This is a genomic window from Pseudoxanthomonas fibrivorans (assembly GCF_041464125.1).
GTDB lineage: Bacteria > Pseudomonadota > Gammaproteobacteria > Xanthomonadales > Xanthomonadaceae > Pseudoxanthomonas.
This window is the reverse complement of the sequence record NZ_JBGNUG010000001.1, coordinates 2,190,854-2,204,175: the sequence shown is the minus strand read 5'-3', so window position 1 is coordinate 2,204,175 and position 13,322 is coordinate 2,190,854. Positions and strand designations below refer to the sequence as shown.

Genomic DNA, 13,322 nt, shown 5'->3' with positions numbered 1-13,322 from the left:
TGGCGTGCCGGGAGCTGGCTTGATTTGGAGCTATGTTTCTTATGAATGAATCGCCGCATCAACTATCCAGTCGTGAGGAGATGATGTTGCTGTACCAGATCACGGTCAGCGACCTTACGTATTTCAAGACTCAGCAATGGTCGCTTACTAACTACGTCTTCCTGTTGCTGGCTGGCTTGGTCGGCGTTGATCAGCTAATTGGCCCTTCCGTCACCCGTCCAGAGCGCGCCCTTATCGTGTTCCTCGCGCTATCCGTTGCTACGGCTGGGGTCATTGTTCTGTCCAAGCTTCAGAGATCAATTGAAGTGCGGCAAGCGCGTTTGGGGGCCGCCCGAGAATCACTCAGTCCTGCGTTCATCGCGGCATGGTCGGCGGAGGCCAAGGGTCGCGAGTACTTACATTCCGTTTGGTTTTTACGGGCTGCGATAATTGCAGGTGCAGCGATTGTTTGTTGGGTGGTGCTGAGGTGAGCAGCCAGCATCCGCATAGGATTCACGTCATGCGCCTGAGGGCAAGCTGATGCCATCTGACAAGCTTGCGGTCCTGGTCGATGCAGACAACGCGCAAGCGACGATCGCTGCAGAGCTTTTGACCGAGATCTCCCGGTACGGAACCGCGACGATCAAGCGTGCGTATGGTGACTGGACCACGCCCAATCTGCGCGGGTGGAAAGAGGTCCTGCAGAGTTTGGCCATCCAGCCGATCCAGCAGTTTGCAAACACGACCGGTAAGAACGCGACCGACTCTGCACTTATCATCGATGCGATGGACCTTCTTCATGGCGGAGGCGTCACCGGGTTCTGCATCGTCTCTTCCGACAGTGATTACACCCGCTTGGCGACGCGAATTCGCGAAGCCGGGCTGATGGTGTATGGCTTGGGCGAGAAGAAGACTCCCGCAGCGTTTGTCGCTGCTTGCGACAAGTTCATTTTCACGGAGATCCTGAGGCCGACACCTGCACTGGTTGCGCCGGGACCCGATGCGCCAGAGCCCTTGCAGCCAATGCTGGCCAGCGCAATCTCCGCCGCAGCCCGTGAAAGTGGTTGGGCGACCTTGGCAGCGGTCGGGAGCCAGGTCAACAAGACCAATCCGTCTTTCGATCCACGCAACTACGGCTACCAAAAACTTGGAGAGCTCGTCAAAGGTCAGCGATATCTGGAGGTCAAGGAAGTTCCGCTGGGGGACGGTTCTGCGAACGTCCACATTTATGTGCGACTACGCGGGCCGTAGAGAGCGAGCACGCGAAACGGGTGCAGAGCGGACGTTCCCTGGTCGCAAGGCGCAACCGCCGGTGCCGTATGCTCGCGCCCGACCCCCTTCGGCAGGATGCGCCGACAACCGCATGCCCCAGGACCCCAAACTACTGCGCCGCCTGCTGCGGGCCAAGGACCGCATGGATGCCGCGTCGCACGAGGACTGGCCGGTGCGCCGCCTGGCCGAGGTGAGCGCGTTGTCGCCGGCGCACTTCGCGCGCGCGTTCAAGCAGGCCTTCGGGCTGCCGCCGCACCGCTACCTGCTGACGCGCCGGATCGAGCGCGCCTGCGCGCTCCTGCGCGAGACCGGGCTGCCGGTGTCCGACATCGCCTTCCGCACCGGCTGGAGCAGCCTGGGCACGTTCGGGCGGGTGTTCCGCGAGGTCACCGGGGCGCACCCGGGACAACTGCGCCTGGACGAGCGCGCGGCGGTGCAGGCCCCCGGGCGGGTGCCGGGCTGCGTGCTGGGCGCCGCACAGCGGCCGGACCTCGAGTCCGCAGTTTCGGAGAAGCGCCGGCGGCGCGTGGGCGGTACAACATCGGCCATCAAATCCGACGAGGTGGCGTGATGGAAGGCGTGGGCGTGGTGGGGCTGTACGTGCGGGACCAGGACGAGGCGCTGTCGTTCTACGTGGACAAGCTCGGCTTCCGCGTGCACACGGACGTGGGCAATGGCGGCTACCGCTGGTTGACGGTGCAGCATCCGCAGCAGCCGTCGTTCCAGCTCGGCCTGTTCCTGCCCGGCCCGCCGGTCCTCGATGCCGCCACCGCGCAGGCGGCGCAGGCGCTGGTGGCCAAGGGCGCGATGCCGCCGCTGGTGCTGACCGTGGACGACTGCCGCGCCGCCTACGCGCGCATGAGCGCGGCCGGGGTGGAGTTCACCCAGGAGCCGATCGACCGCTACGGCACGGTGGACGCGGGTTTCCGCGACCCGTCCGGCAACGGCTGGAAGATGATCCAGCCGCGGGGTGCGGCATGAACATCGCGCGCGCCATCCGGCAGGTGCACCGCTGGGTCTCGATCCTGTTCGTGCTGGCGGTGGTCGCCAACTTCGTGGCGATGGCGTTCGGGCCGACGCCGCCGTGGATCACCTACTCGCCGCTGCCGCCGCTGGCCCTGCTGGTGCCCAGCGGCCTGTACCTGTTCGCGTTGCCGTACCGGGGCAGGCGCGTGGCGGAATCGTCCGCCCGCGAAGGGGAAGCGTAGCCCGGGTGCGCGCGACACGGCCTTCGCCGCCGTGTCCGCGCGGCGCGTCGAGGCGTACACGCGCGCATGACTGCATCCGGCGCAGCCTCTCCTGCGGTCCATCGCAGGAGCACGAGGATGGGAACCCCCCAGACCCCCGACAGCATGAAGAAGTCGCAGCAGGAGAAGGCGCCGCCGCCCAAGCGCGAAGACGCCGAGCCGGGAAAGCTGTCCAATCCCGATGCGCGCGACCAGGCCGAGAAGCGCCAGGGCGGCCTCTGACGCCCACGAGGACAACCAGGGCAAACACCGGTCGGAGTGCACTTTCGCTGATCACTCCGCTTGAGCGGGTGGCAACGGGATCGCGTCCTGCCCGTCGCTTCGCTATCCCTCCGGCAGGTGGTCCACTTCAGCGGCGGCAGCGGCGCTGAACGAGCTGCAGACCCCGTTGCGGGCGGGCTCCGGAGCCCGGCCCGCCGAGCGCCGGACTCCATCACCCGAGCTCCGAGCTCGGCCCGTCGAGATCCGGGCTCCGTCACCCGAGTTCCGGGCTCCACCAACCGAGTTCCGAACTCGGACCGCCGAGTTCCGCACTCCATCAGCCGAGCTCCAGGCTCGGCGCGCCGGGTTCCGGGCTCCACCCGCCGAGTTCCGAACTCGGATCGCCGAGTCCAGAACTCGGCTGCCCGAGCTTTTAGCTCGGCGTGTGAGGCAAAAAGCCCGGTTCTGTGGATAAATCGCGCGCCACAGGCTCCTGTGGAACCTTGTCGCGTGCCCGGCAGGTTCCACACCACCTTGGGGCGGCGGGTAACGGGGCCGCTTCATTTCCTGCTGCGGGGCCATATCATGCGCCGACCGTAAGAACGGGGTCAGGTTCACTTCCCGCCGATCGGACATGGGAGTCCGAGTGGAAATTCTCTTAAGGTCGACGCGGGCACGAGCGTCATGAGGCACCGAGCGAGCTGCTTCGGCCGGGCCGCGAGCGGGAACCCGTGCGGCTGCGGGATCAAGTCGAGCGGGTTGAATGTTGCGATTGCCAAGGGGGAAGGGTGATGTCGAAACTCGGACTGACCGAAGAGGAGCGGTCCTACCTCGCGCGCGTCGCACTGGCGCGGGTCAGGCGGCGCAGCCTGGTCGGCTTCTACGCAGGGCCGCTGGTGCCGATGATCGGTTTCGGGCTGTACGGGATGCTGGCATCGGAGGATGCGGCCGTGGGTATCGCTTTCCTCGGGCTCGCGTTCTTTACGGTGTGGCGAGTCGCCCACGAGATCGCGCATGTGCGCGTGGCGGAAGCGATATGGGCGAAAGTGGAGGCGTACCAGCGCAGCTGTGAATCGGGACAGGTGCCGGATCCGGACCAGGAAGGCGAGTCAGGTCCACTTCCTGGGTGACGGCACAGGGCAGGGAGGCAGGCGGAAACAATGCAGTAGCGCGATCGCCGGTGCATCGCCGCGGGAGCGAGGGGAGTCGCGTCCCGCCGGTGGCGCGCGCCGGCGCCGCATCATTCACCGGGCACCACGCCCACCACATCAACGTCGACACAGGGGAAGGTTCATGGCATCTGGTGGCATCAAGAAGGTCGAACGGGGCAGCGGATGGATCGTCGCCCTGGTCCTGGCCTGCGCGGGCCTGGCGGTGGTCCGGTCGCTGGTCGGGACCGCGAGCCTGGATCCGTCGTACCTGCTGGGGCAGTCGCTGGTCCACGGCCTGCTCGTCTTCGCGGTGTTCTACCTGGTGTTCCTGCGCCGGGGCGGCGCGCGTCGGGCGCTGGTGGCGCTGTTCGCGCTGTGGATGTCGCTCTTCGTGGGCGCGCTGGTGGCGGCCCGGGGCCACGGCGACGAGGCCGAACAGGCGCTGTCGGCCATGCAGGCCGACCTGCACGACTTCGCGAAGGCCTCGACCGATGCCAACGGCGTGCCAGTGCCGGTGGCCGTGCCGACGGACACCGGTCCCACCGCCGGTGGCGTGATGGGGCAGGCGCAGGCCCTGCACCGGACGATGCTGGCCGAGCTGATGGAAAGCCGGAACACCTACCTCAACACGCTGTCGGCGATGGGCTGGGAGCGGATCCTCGATGCCGACCGCCTCAAGGCGGACGCGGGCATGCAGGAAAGCCTGGCGATGCTGGCCAAGGCCGAAGCGGCCATCACCGCGCAGGAGGTGGAATACACCGCCGTGGTGGGCCGGCTCAAGGGCAGGATCGATGCGCTGGACCTGTCGGAACGCGACAAGGCCGCGATGTGGGCGGGCGTGCAGGACGCGGTGGCGCGGGGCCAGCCCGATGTCCAGGAAAGTTTCCGCCTGGAGCGGGCCGCGGTGCAGGAGTTCCGCAACATCGTCGAGCTGCTGGGCCGCAGCGAATGGGAGGCCGAGGGCGGGCAGGTGATGTTCCACGCCGACGCGGACATGGTCGCGTTCAACGAGTTCATCCAGGCGATCAACGGCCACGTCGCCCGGCAGCAGGCCATCCAGGCCTCGACCCTGGCCAAGTTCGACGCCAACGTCGAAGCGCTCAAGGACCAGGTGCGCTGAGCCGCCGGTGGCGGGGCGACACGCCCCGCCACGGTCCGCCAGCGGTGCGGCGACGGGACCCGCTGCAGCGCGCCATGGCGTGCGCCGGCGTCCTCGTGGCGATGGTTCGCGCCCGGTTCCCGCGCCGGGGGTGGGGCCGACGCCTGTGCCAGGCCGGATGCCGTGCCGACCCGGCCGCTCCAGGGCGCGGCCCATGGTCCGCGGCGGCGCTCTGGACTGCCGCAGCTGTTCTCGGACGCCGCCGCCTTCTGCCCGGCGCGCCGGGCCCGGAGCTCGGACGTCGAAGAAAATTTGTCCGATGCCGGAGCTTTCAGCTCGGCGCGCCGAGCCCGGAGCTCGGGCGATGGTGAATGTTTGTCCGACGTCGGAGCTTTCAGCTCCGACCGCCGAGCCCAGAGCTCGGGCGTCGATGAAAATTTGTCCGACGTCGGAGCTTTTTGCTCCGACCGCCGAGTCCGGAATTCGGACGATGGTGAAATTTTGTCCGACGCCCGAGCTTTGAGCTCCGATCGCCGAGTCCGGAGCTCCGTCGATGGTGAAAATTTGTCCGACGTCGGAGCTTTTTGCTCGGCGCGTGAGGCAAAAAGCCCGGTTCTGTGGATAAGTCCGGCGTGCGGACGGTTCCACGGGCATGCGGGGGCTTCGACGTTCCACGACATTGCGGCGCTACGCCCGGGGAACGGGACCGGGCAGAAGCAGGTCGCTCGCCCTGGCGCCGTCCCGCGCATCCACCTGTTGCCGATTGCCTGGCGCGGCGTGCCGCGCCGGATTCCGCTGGCGGCAAGGCCGGGATCAGCGCGTCGCCTGCAGCCTCACGTCGACACACTGGTAGTACAGGTCGTCGGCGTCCTCGGCGGACGGGTCGTACGGCGCCTTGGCCGCTTCGGTCATCACCTGGATGATCTGCAGGGTGCAGTTCTCGCACTCCACGTCCGGCAGGGTGACCCGGGTCGAGTAGCGCTTGCCGCTCGGGGTGTCGTCGTGCCGGCCGAAGTCGTCGAGCAGCACGGTGTCGTTGTTGTAGAAGTCGCCGTCGCCGCAGTTCGGTTCGCCGGCGGCGCAGGTGCGGCCGGCGGGGGCGATGCTCGCCGGATTGCGGAAGTCGTCGTGCCCGTCGCGGTCGAAGGCGATGCGGTAGTAGCCGGGATGGCCGACGTACTCGATCCACGACACGTCGATCGTCTGCCCCGGCGCGTAGGTGTGCACCGTCTCGCCGCGCTCGCTGTCCGGGCGCCCGCAGGGCGCGTCCTTGATCTCGCCCGGGCCATGGCGGGAGACGTGGGTGTCGCCCATGTCCACGGCGAAGTGGGCGTGGGCGCTGCCCGCGCACAGGCCGAGCGCGAGCAGCAGGCAGGCGGAAAGGCGCAGGGGCATCGACGGCTCCTCGGATGGGTGCGATCCGGACATTACACGCCGGAAAACCCGCGGGGAATGGGGCGATCCGGCATGCGCGGGCTTGGTCGGCCCGACGGTCCGGCCATGCCGTGGCGTACGTGGCGCGGGCCGCGTCGATCCGGATCGTGCCGGATGCGATGCCCGGCGACCACCGCGCCTCCGGCTTGCGGCGCGACCGGGCGGCGCAGCACGGCGGCCGGCGTCGCCGATGCAGCGGCTGCCGCTTCCGGCGGACGACACGGTGGCGCCAGGCCGGTTGACCGCGCGGTTCATCCCGGCGGCGTCCACGGCTGCTAGGGTCGTCCTGTCATCCACGTGGAGCATGCGCATGGTCCGGATCTTTGCATCGTCCCTCGTCCTGCTGGGCGTCGGCCTGGCCGCATCGCCCGCGCGCGCGGCGCTGCCGCAGTTCAACGCCACGTGCCCGGGCGGCATCGAGGTGCATGCCGATGCCGGCGGGCCGGTGTACGTCGATGGCCGCCAGGCGCAGCTGCAGCGGTTCAACGACGACGCCTACGAGGCGCGCGACGCGACGCGCGGGGTGACGCTGTCCATCGGCCGCACCGCCGACGGCGTGCAGCTGTCCTACACCGGGCCTGGCACGGCCAACGGCGTGTGCCAGGTCGCCGGTGCCGCGGACGCCGCGGGCGTCGGCCCGGCACCGTCGCCTGCGTCGACGTCGCATCCATCGGCCGCATCCACCGCCACCGAGGTGACCTGCGAGTCGCAGGGCCAGCAGAAGGCCGAGTGCGCGATGGACACGCGCGGCGAGGTGCGGATGGTGCGGCAGCTCAGCCACGGCGCCTGCGTCGAGGGCCAGAGCTGGGGCCTGGCGCGCAATTCGGTCTGGGTGAGCGATGGCTGCCGCGCCACGTTCCGCAACGCATCGGCGCGTGGCGGCGATGCGCCTGCGCCGGTGGCCGCCGCCGAAGGCGACCTGCTGGGCGCGTGCAACGTGCGCGCCGGCGCGGCGGGCCGGCTGGTCACCCGGGTGCCGGTGGGCAGCGACGCGGCCGAGCTGATCGTCGACTATCCCGACGGCCGCTACGTCTGCATGGTCCGCAACGACGGCTTCGTGACCTCGCTGACCCGCATCCGCGCCCGCTGAGGCGCGCCGGCCGGCGCCGGCCAATCGTTCCGTCGCGCGCAACCGGAGGTCGTGCGCCGCGCGCCTGCGGCGCATGGCCGGCGCGATCGCCGCCGCGCACCCGGCAGGCATCGCGTTCCGCGCGCATCCGCGGGCGGGTCCGCCGATCCCGCCATCTCCCGCCGCCGGAAACGACAGGCCCGCCGTGAAGCGGGCCCGCCGGTCACGCCCGCCGCCGCCGCGACGCTAGGTGCCGGAGGAGGCTTCGGTCATCTTCGCCAGCACCTGGTCCAGGCTGAAGCTGGCCGCCTTCTGCCGCGGCGGGAATTCCTTGAACGTGCCCAGGAACTCGGCCACCCCGGCCTGCGCCGGCACCAGCAGGAAGATGCGGCGGAACATCCAGTCGTAGAACGTGTTGGAGGTCTGCTGGCCGCGCTCGTACGGGTCCAGCCGCAGGTTGAAGATGTAGGGCGTGCGCAGGACCACGAACGGCTCCTGCCAGATCTTCAGGGTCTTCTCCACGCGCTGCTCCAGGAACAGCATCTTCCAGTTGTCGTAGCGCAGCGCGGCCACGTCGCCCTCGTCGGTGAAGTAGATGAAGCCCTTGCGCGGGCACTGGTCCACCTCGCCGGTCAGGTACGGCAGCAGGTTGTGGCCGTCCAGGTGAACCTTGAACTTTTTCGCGCCGACCGTGGCGCCCTGCTTCAGCCGCGCGCCGATGTCGGCGTCGCCGGCCAGCGCCAGGATGGTCGGGAACCAGTCCAGGTGGCTGACGATGGCGTTGGATTCCGAGCCCGCTTCGATCCGGCCCGGGTAGCGCACCATGCACGGCACCCGGTAGGCGCCTTCCCAGCTGGTGTTCTTCTCCGAGCGGAACGGGGTCATGCCCGCGTCCGGCCAGGTGTTCATGTGCGGGCCGTTGTCGGTGCTGTACTGGACGAAGGTGTCGTCGCTGATGCCCAGCTCGTCGAGGTAGTCCAGCAGCTGCCCGATGCACCAGTCGTGGTACATCATCGTGTCGTGGTACTCGGACTGCCAGCGCCCGGACCTGCCCTTCCAGTCCGGGTGCACGTGGGTCCAGGCATGCATGTGCGTGGTGTTGAACCAGACGAAGAACGGTTCGCCGGCGTCGTGGGCGGCCTTGATGAACTTCTTGGCCGCGGCCAGGAACTCCTCGTCGCAGTCCTGCATCCGCTTGCGGGTCAGCGGCCCGGTGTTCTCGATCTTCTGCCCGCCCTTGCCGTCGGCCCAGCAGTGCAGCACGCCGCGCGGGCCGTACTTCTTGCGGAACTGCGGGTAGTCCTGCTCGCTCGGGTAGTCGACTTCCTCCGGTTCCTCCTCGGCGTTGAGGTGGTAGAGGTTGCCGAAGAACTCGTCGAACCCGTGCATCGTCGGCAGGTGTTCGTCACGGTCGCCGAGGTGGTTCTTGCCGAACTGGCCGGTGCGGTAGCCCAGCGGCTTGAGCGCCTCGGCGATGGTGATGTCCTCGTCCTTCAGCCCCAGCTCCGCGCCGGGCAGGCCGACCTTGGTCAGGCCGGTGCGCAGGCCGCACTGGCCGGTGATGAACGACGCGCGCCCGGCGGTGCAGCTCTGCTCGGCGTAGGCATCGGTGAAGAGCATGCCCTCCCTGGCGATGCGGTCGATGTTGGGCGTGCGGTAGCCCATCACGCCGCGGGTGTAGCAGCTCAGGTTCGACTGGCCGATGTCGTCGCCCCACATCACCAGGACGTTGGGTTTCCGGGTGCCGGATCGGGCGGGGGCGGCCTTGGCGGACGCGGCCTTCGGCGCGGGGGTGGTCTTGCTGGCGGATTTCACAGACTTCGTTGCCATGGGAAGCTCCTGGTCAGCGTGATCAGCAGGAAGTGCCAGCGCGTCGAAGACAGGGGACCAGCCAGGCCGTACTGCGCGTCCGATGCGACGTCGAGCCGGTGAAGGGGGCGTGAAGCCCCGGCGCCACCCTAGTCACGCGTTTGTTACCGGACGGTCAACGTGCGCCGCCCGGAATTCCGGTTGAATCTGAATGCGCCTAGGTCCCGAAAGAAACGGGCAAGCGCGCGCGCCGCGCACGCGGACGCGACGTTGTTCGCTTGGCTTGCAGACGCCGCGCGCGAAGCCCCGCAGGCGCGACATGGCGCCGGCCCGGCGTATCCGGCGTGTGGCGTCGCGTGGGCCTGCCCGGTGTCGGGACAACGATCTCCACCGCGGAGGCGGGCGTGGCCCTAGAGCCGGCGCCTGCAGCGCCCATCGTGCACGTGCACCGCTTCGCACGCCGTCGATGCGGCACGACAGGCACGGCGCGGTTCCGTGCATCCTCCCGCATGCGCGAGCGGCGCGGACAGCCTTCGCATGTCCAACCGGAGAGCGGCGGAGCGCCGACGCGGTCGATGACGGTGAGCCGGCCAAGGCCGGAGCGCAGGGCCAGCGACTAGACTAGGCGGCCCGCGTGGCGCGCCACGCACCGACAAGGATTCCCCATGGCATTCACCACCACCGCATCCGGCCTGCAGTTCGAGGACACCGTCGTCGGCACCGGCGCGGAGGCCGTTCGCGGCAACAACGTCACCGTGCACTACACCGGCTGGCTCTACCAGGACGGCCAGCAGGGCGCGAAGTTCGACTCGAGCAAGGACCGCGACGAGCCCTTCATCTTCCCGCTCGGCGCCGGCATGGTGATCAAGGGCTGGGACGAGGGCGTGCAGGGCATGAAGGTCGGCGGCACCCGCGTGCTGGTGATCCCGCCCACCCTCGGCTACGGCGCCCGCGGCGCCGGCGGCGTGATCCCGCCCAACGCGACGCTGAAGTTCGAAGTCGAGCTGCTGGGCACCTGAGCCCGCTGCCGATGCACGCCTCCACGCACGGCAGCGGCGCGCCGCTTCCATCGCTCCTCCACGTGCGCGGCGGCGCATCGTCGCAGGGCCTGGCGGGCCCGTGCGCGGCACATGGCCGGGGAGGGATGTGATGAACTCCGGCGACACGCCCGCCGACCGCCGCCAGGCACTGCTCGCCAAGCGCGGGCAGCTGCATGCGCAACAGGCCGAGCGGATGGCGCAGCAGCGCCATGCCGGCAACGTCGCGCGCTTCGAGCGGTACCTCGGCGCGGAACTGGCGCGGGCCGGCGTGGCCCACGAGGCGCTGTGGGACCGCGGCGTCCGCCCCGGTCCGCTGGCGCGCTATCCGATCGGTTTCGCCAGCGTGCGCTGGGACCGGGTCCCGGATGCGGTATCCGTGCAGGGCGGCAGCGACGCGCTGCTGAAGGCGTTGCTGGATGCGGCACTGCACGCGCTGGCGGTCGCGCCGGCGTCGACGGTGATCGTGGACTGGGGCATCGCCGACAGCCCGCGCCTGGCGCTGGCCGCGGCCGACGTGTCCACGCACGGGCTGGCGCTGATGCGGCACGGCTCGGACATGTGGGTGTACGCCGCCGACGCGGACTGGCTGGTCGAGGTCTACCACGAGGGCACGGTGACCCATGCCGCGCGGCCCGGCCGCGAGGAAGACGCCGGCGACGGCTGGCGCACGCGATAGCGGCGCGGGGCCCGGGCGACGCCGGCGCTGTCCGCCAACGGCGCCGGCGGCCGCCGTCGTGCGGCGGGCGAACCACCCGCGCGGCGACGCGGTACCCTGCGTGGGCCGGCCGCGGGGTGCGCGCCGGCGAACCGCCGCACGGGGATACGCATTGAAGCCCATGGCAACGACATCGCTGGCCGTCCCGGCCCTGGCCTGCGGCGCCGTCGCCAGTGCGGCGGGGGCCGCCTGGCTGTTTCTTTCGGCGATCGCGACCGCCTCCCTGCGCGACGGGTATTGCGGGCCGACGACCCTGGACCACGTGGAGCCCCACTGCCGCATGGGCACGAAGCTGCTCCTGGCGTCCTGCGGCGTCGGCATCCTCGCCCTTGTCCTCGCGGCCACGGCGACCGGGCTGGGGTGGCGCCGCAAGGGCCCTGGCAGGCCGGCCGGGCCTGACGCGCTTCGCCCGTCGGCCTGACGCGGGCGATGCCGTTCAAGCGGCCGCCGGCGCGGCCCTCCGATCTGCCAATTTTCACAAGGGCCATGCACCGATGAAAGCGTTCTCCCGCGTCCTGCTCGTGCTGATGGTGGTGTTCTGCGTGGTCCACGCGATCGACTTCATCGCCTACGGGCAGAAGCTGCAGAGCGCGCTCGCCTCGCTCGGCTTCGGCCTGATGGCGTACGGCACCTGGCGCGAGCCGGTGGCGCTGCCCGGTCCTGCCCGGCCCGGCCAGCGCCTGGCCCGCGGGCTGTCGGCGGTGGGCGTGGTCCTGGTGATCGCGTCCTTCGTCCTGCGCTGGATGGACTGACGTGGCGGGTACCCGTCGCTTCCTGCCCCGCCTGCCGTGGCTTGCGCGGCTGCCGGGCGGCGCACCCGGAACGCGGACCCGCCTGCTGGTGGCGGCGCTGGCGTGCGGATGGCTGTGGGCCGGCCCGCTGCTCGCGCAGGCACCGGAACTGCGCGGACTGCGCGTGCTCCCGCAGCTTGAAGGCGGACGTTCCTTCGCCGGCTGGCAGAGCGAAGGCGAGGTGGCGGCCGCGCTGGACGTGCCGCTGGAGCTGGGCGACGAGGTCCATGGCGCCACCCTGCAGCTGCAGCCGGCCGCGTCCGCCGGACCCTGGCGCGTGCGCGTGCAGTACGAGACCAGCCTGGGCCTGGGCGCCGAAGGCCCGCACCTGGACCTCACCGACTGGAAGCACTGCGTCTCGGCCTGGGTGCCGGCCGAATCCAGCGGGCCGCTGTCGTTCGTCCTGCCGGCGCCCTCGCCGGAACAGCAGGCCTGCTTTCCAGCGTACACGGCCGGGGAACTCGAACAGGCCGTGCGCGACCACGCCGCGCGGATGGGCGACGCGTCCCAGGCCGACGGCTGGCTGCAGGGCCTGCGCGCGCCGTCCACCGGGATGTCGACGACCCCGGTGACGCCGTTCGTGGCGATCTCCGCCGTGCGGGTGCGGGTGGAGGTGAAGCGCGACGGCCGCTGGGTCGAGGCCACGACCGTGACCTTCGTGCCGCCGATGGGCTGCTGAGCCGCGGTGGCGCGCCGGCGCGCGGGGGGGACGGAACGCCACGTCGAGGGACCGGCCGAGGCCGCGCACGGCGCCGCTGGCGAAGCTCCGCGGGCTGCGGCCCGGTGGCGGTACTTCCGGCACGCGTGTACCGCCGCGCCCGCCGCGCACCCTGCCGGGAACGCATCATCCACTGGCCTTGCCGTGAACCCCCTCCGCCTGTTCCTGCTGCTGTTCCTGTGCGCGCCGGGGATGCTGCACGCCCAGCCGCACCGGCTCGCCACGCCGGTGGTGCCCGGTGCCACCTTCGAGGTCGACGCCCGCCTGCGCGCGCTCCCGGTGATGCGGTTCCCGATCGCCGACAGCACCGACGCGGAGCGGCACCTGTTCGTCGAGGCGGCCGATGGCGTGGTCCGGCGCATGCTGGTGCTGCAGTTCGAGCAGGTGCAGCCCGGTTCCGGTTTCCGCTTCGTGTTCCCGGCGGTGCCGCCGCGCCGGCTCGGTCCGCACGTCTACCGCGCCGGCGCCTATGCGTACGACGACGTCGCCGCGGCCGCGCGCGCGCCCGGCCTGGAGGCCGATCGCACGCGGGCGGCGCTCGCCGCCGCGGGCCTGCGGCCGCCGCGCTACTGGCATGTCGCGCGCCTGGCGCGCGTGGCCGATGCCGCCGGCATGGGCGAGGCGATCGTGTTCTACCTGGAAAACGCCGACGCGCGCTATCCGCAGGGCCTGGTCGACGTGGACGAGGATGGCGACGGCCGGCTCGACGCCGCCGAGACGGCCCGGCTGTGGCAGGCGCTGGAACACGCCGTGGCGGTGCGGGCGGCCGAATGAGGTGCGTCCCGCCGCGGCCGCGG

General features: G+C 70.4%; 17 protein-coding genes. 15 read left to right on the top strand and 2 right to left on the bottom strand.

What is annotated here, in order from left to right; all coding sequences use genetic code 11:
* Positions 1–41: 41 nt before the first annotated feature.
* The 8 genes from ACA089_RS10195 to ACA089_RS10160 all read left to right on the top strand — a co-directional run bounded on the left by ACA089_RS10195 (position 42) and on the right by ACA089_RS10160 (position 4,970).
* On the top strand, positions 42–470 hold the full coding sequence (locus tag ACA089_RS10195) for a hypothetical protein (protein WP_372016452.1): 429 nt from the start codon (positions 42–44) through the stop codon (positions 468–470).
* Positions 471–519: 49 nt separating this feature from the next.
* Positions 520–1,230 carry an NYN domain-containing protein gene (locus tag ACA089_RS10190; RefSeq protein ID WP_372016451.1) on the top strand — a complete coding sequence of 237 codons (711 nt, stop codon included), beginning with the start codon at positions 520–522 and terminating at the stop codon, positions 1,228–1,230.
* 112 nt (positions 1,231–1,342) lie between these two features.
* Positions 1,343–1,822, top strand: coding sequence for a helix-turn-helix transcriptional regulator (locus tag ACA089_RS10185; RefSeq protein WP_372016449.1), 480 nt, complete (start codon positions 1,343–1,345; stop codon positions 1,820–1,822).
* Positions 1,822–2,232 (top strand): VOC family protein, encoded by a 411-nt coding sequence (locus ACA089_RS10180; protein WP_372016447.1) that lies wholly within the window; start codon positions 1,822–1,824, stop codon positions 2,230–2,232. The genes ACA089_RS10185 and ACA089_RS10180 overlap by 1 nt, the downstream gene beginning before the upstream one ends.
* Positions 2,229–2,459: a hypothetical protein gene (locus ACA089_RS10175; RefSeq protein WP_372016445.1), complete on the top strand. Its 231-nt coding sequence runs from the start codon at positions 2,229–2,231 to the stop codon at positions 2,457–2,459. Before ACA089_RS10180 ends, ACA089_RS10175 begins: the two co-directional genes overlap by 4 nt.
* 117 nt (positions 2,460–2,576) lie before the next feature.
* Entirely contained in the window at positions 2,577–2,720 is a 144-nt protein-coding gene (locus ACA089_RS10170; protein ID WP_372016443.1) for a hypothetical protein, read from the top strand.
* 770 nt (positions 2,721–3,490) lie between these two features.
* Entirely contained in the window at positions 3,491–3,829 is a 339-nt protein-coding gene (locus tag ACA089_RS10165; RefSeq protein ID WP_372016441.1) for a hypothetical protein, read from the top strand.
* Between the two features lie 163 nt (positions 3,830–3,992).
* On the top strand, positions 3,993–4,970 hold the full coding sequence (locus ACA089_RS10160) for a hypothetical protein (protein WP_372016439.1): 978 nt from the start codon (positions 3,993–3,995) through the stop codon (positions 4,968–4,970).
* A 792-nt stretch (positions 4,971–5,762) separates the two neighbouring features.
* On the opposite strand, the gene ACA089_RS10155 is transcribed toward ACA089_RS10160, so the two are convergent.
* Positions 5,763–6,344, bottom strand: a complete 582-nt coding sequence (locus ACA089_RS10155) for an SCE4755 family polysaccharide monooxygenase-like protein (protein ID WP_372016437.1) — start codon at positions 6,342–6,344, stop codon at positions 5,763–5,765.
* A gap of 349 nt (positions 6,345–6,693) precedes the next feature.
* On the opposite strand from ACA089_RS10155, the gene ACA089_RS10150 reads away from it, so the two are divergent.
* On the top strand, positions 6,694–7,473 hold the full coding sequence (locus ACA089_RS10150; RefSeq protein WP_372016436.1) for a DUF3011 domain-containing protein: 780 nt from the start codon (positions 6,694–6,696) through the stop codon (positions 7,471–7,473).
* Positions 7,474–7,698: 225 nt separating this feature from the next.
* Here the strand turns inward: ACA089_RS10150 and ACA089_RS10145 are convergent, their stop codons facing one another.
* Positions 7,699–9,282 carry an arylsulfatase gene (locus ACA089_RS10145; protein WP_372016434.1) on the bottom strand — a complete coding sequence of 528 codons (1,584 nt, stop codon included), beginning with the start codon at positions 9,280–9,282 and terminating at the stop codon, positions 7,699–7,701.
* Between the two features lie 644 nt (positions 9,283–9,926).
* On the opposite strand from ACA089_RS10145, the gene ACA089_RS10140 reads away from it, so the two are divergent.
* The 6 genes from ACA089_RS10140 (at position 9,927) to ACA089_RS10115 (ending at position 13,299) form a co-directional block, all read left to right on the top strand.
* Positions 9,927–10,280 (top strand): FKBP-type peptidyl-prolyl cis-trans isomerase, encoded by a 354-nt coding sequence (locus tag ACA089_RS10140; protein WP_372016433.1) that lies wholly within the window; start codon positions 9,927–9,929, stop codon positions 10,278–10,280.
* Between the two features lie 130 nt (positions 10,281–10,410).
* On the top strand, positions 10,411–10,977 hold the full coding sequence (locus tag ACA089_RS10135; RefSeq protein WP_372016431.1) for a hypothetical protein: 567 nt from the start codon (positions 10,411–10,413) through the stop codon (positions 10,975–10,977).
* A gap of 151 nt (positions 10,978–11,128) precedes the next feature.
* On the top strand, positions 11,129–11,437 hold the full coding sequence (locus ACA089_RS10130) for a hypothetical protein (RefSeq protein WP_372016429.1): 309 nt from the start codon (positions 11,129–11,131) through the stop codon (positions 11,435–11,437).
* Positions 11,438–11,510: 73 nt separating this feature from the next.
* Complete coding sequence (locus ACA089_RS10125; RefSeq protein WP_372016427.1) at positions 11,511–11,768, top strand: hypothetical protein; 258 nt, start codon at positions 11,511–11,513, stop codon at positions 11,766–11,768.
* 1 nt (position 11,769) lies between these two features.
* A complete protein-coding gene (locus ACA089_RS10120; protein WP_372016425.1) occupies positions 11,770–12,486 on the top strand; it encodes a hypothetical protein in 717 nt (238 codons plus the stop codon).
* 183 nt (positions 12,487–12,669) lie between these two features.
* A complete protein-coding gene (locus ACA089_RS10115; protein WP_372016423.1) occupies positions 12,670–13,299 on the top strand; it encodes a hypothetical protein in 630 nt (209 codons plus the stop codon).
* The last annotated feature ends 23 nt before the right edge of the window (positions 13,300–13,322 follow it).

Coding starts and splice junctions, on each gene's coding strand:
- ACA089_RS10175 (WP_372016445.1), top strand. CDS start 2,229: ATGAACATCGCGCGCGCCATCCGGCAGGTGCACCGCTGGGTCTCGATC.
- ACA089_RS10140 (WP_372016433.1), top strand. CDS start 9,927: ATGGCATTCACCACCACCGCATCCGGCCTGCAGTTCGAGGACACCGTC.
- ACA089_RS10165 (WP_372016441.1), top strand. CDS start 3,491: ATGTCGAAACTCGGACTGACCGAAGAGGAGCGGTCCTACCTCGCGCGC.
- ACA089_RS10190 (WP_372016451.1), top strand. CDS start 520: ATGCCATCTGACAAGCTTGCGGTCCTGGTCGATGCAGACAACGCGCAA.
- ACA089_RS10125 (WP_372016427.1), top strand. CDS start 11,511: ATGAAAGCGTTCTCCCGCGTCCTGCTCGTGCTGATGGTGGTGTTCTGC.
- ACA089_RS10155 (WP_372016437.1), bottom strand. CDS start 6,344: ATGCCCCTGCGCCTTTCCGCCTGCCTGCTGCTCGCGCTCGGCCTGTGC.
- ACA089_RS10160 (WP_372016439.1), top strand. CDS start 3,993: ATGGCATCTGGTGGCATCAAGAAGGTCGAACGGGGCAGCGGATGGATC.
- ACA089_RS10185 (WP_372016449.1), top strand. CDS start 1,343: ATGCCCCAGGACCCCAAACTACTGCGCCGCCTGCTGCGGGCCAAGGAC.
- ACA089_RS10195 (WP_372016452.1), top strand. CDS start 42: ATGAATGAATCGCCGCATCAACTATCCAGTCGTGAGGAGATGATGTTG.
- ACA089_RS10145 (WP_372016434.1), bottom strand. CDS start 9,282: ATGGCAACGAAGTCTGTGAAATCCGCCAGCAAGACCACCCCCGCGCCG.
- ACA089_RS10135 (WP_372016431.1), top strand. CDS start 10,411: ATGAACTCCGGCGACACGCCCGCCGACCGCCGCCAGGCACTGCTCGCC.
- ACA089_RS10180 (WP_372016447.1), top strand. CDS start 1,822: ATGGAAGGCGTGGGCGTGGTGGGGCTGTACGTGCGGGACCAGGACGAG.
- ACA089_RS10170 (WP_372016443.1), top strand. CDS start 2,577: ATGGGAACCCCCCAGACCCCCGACAGCATGAAGAAGTCGCAGCAGGAG.
- ACA089_RS10150 (WP_372016436.1), top strand. CDS start 6,694: ATGGTCCGGATCTTTGCATCGTCCCTCGTCCTGCTGGGCGTCGGCCTG.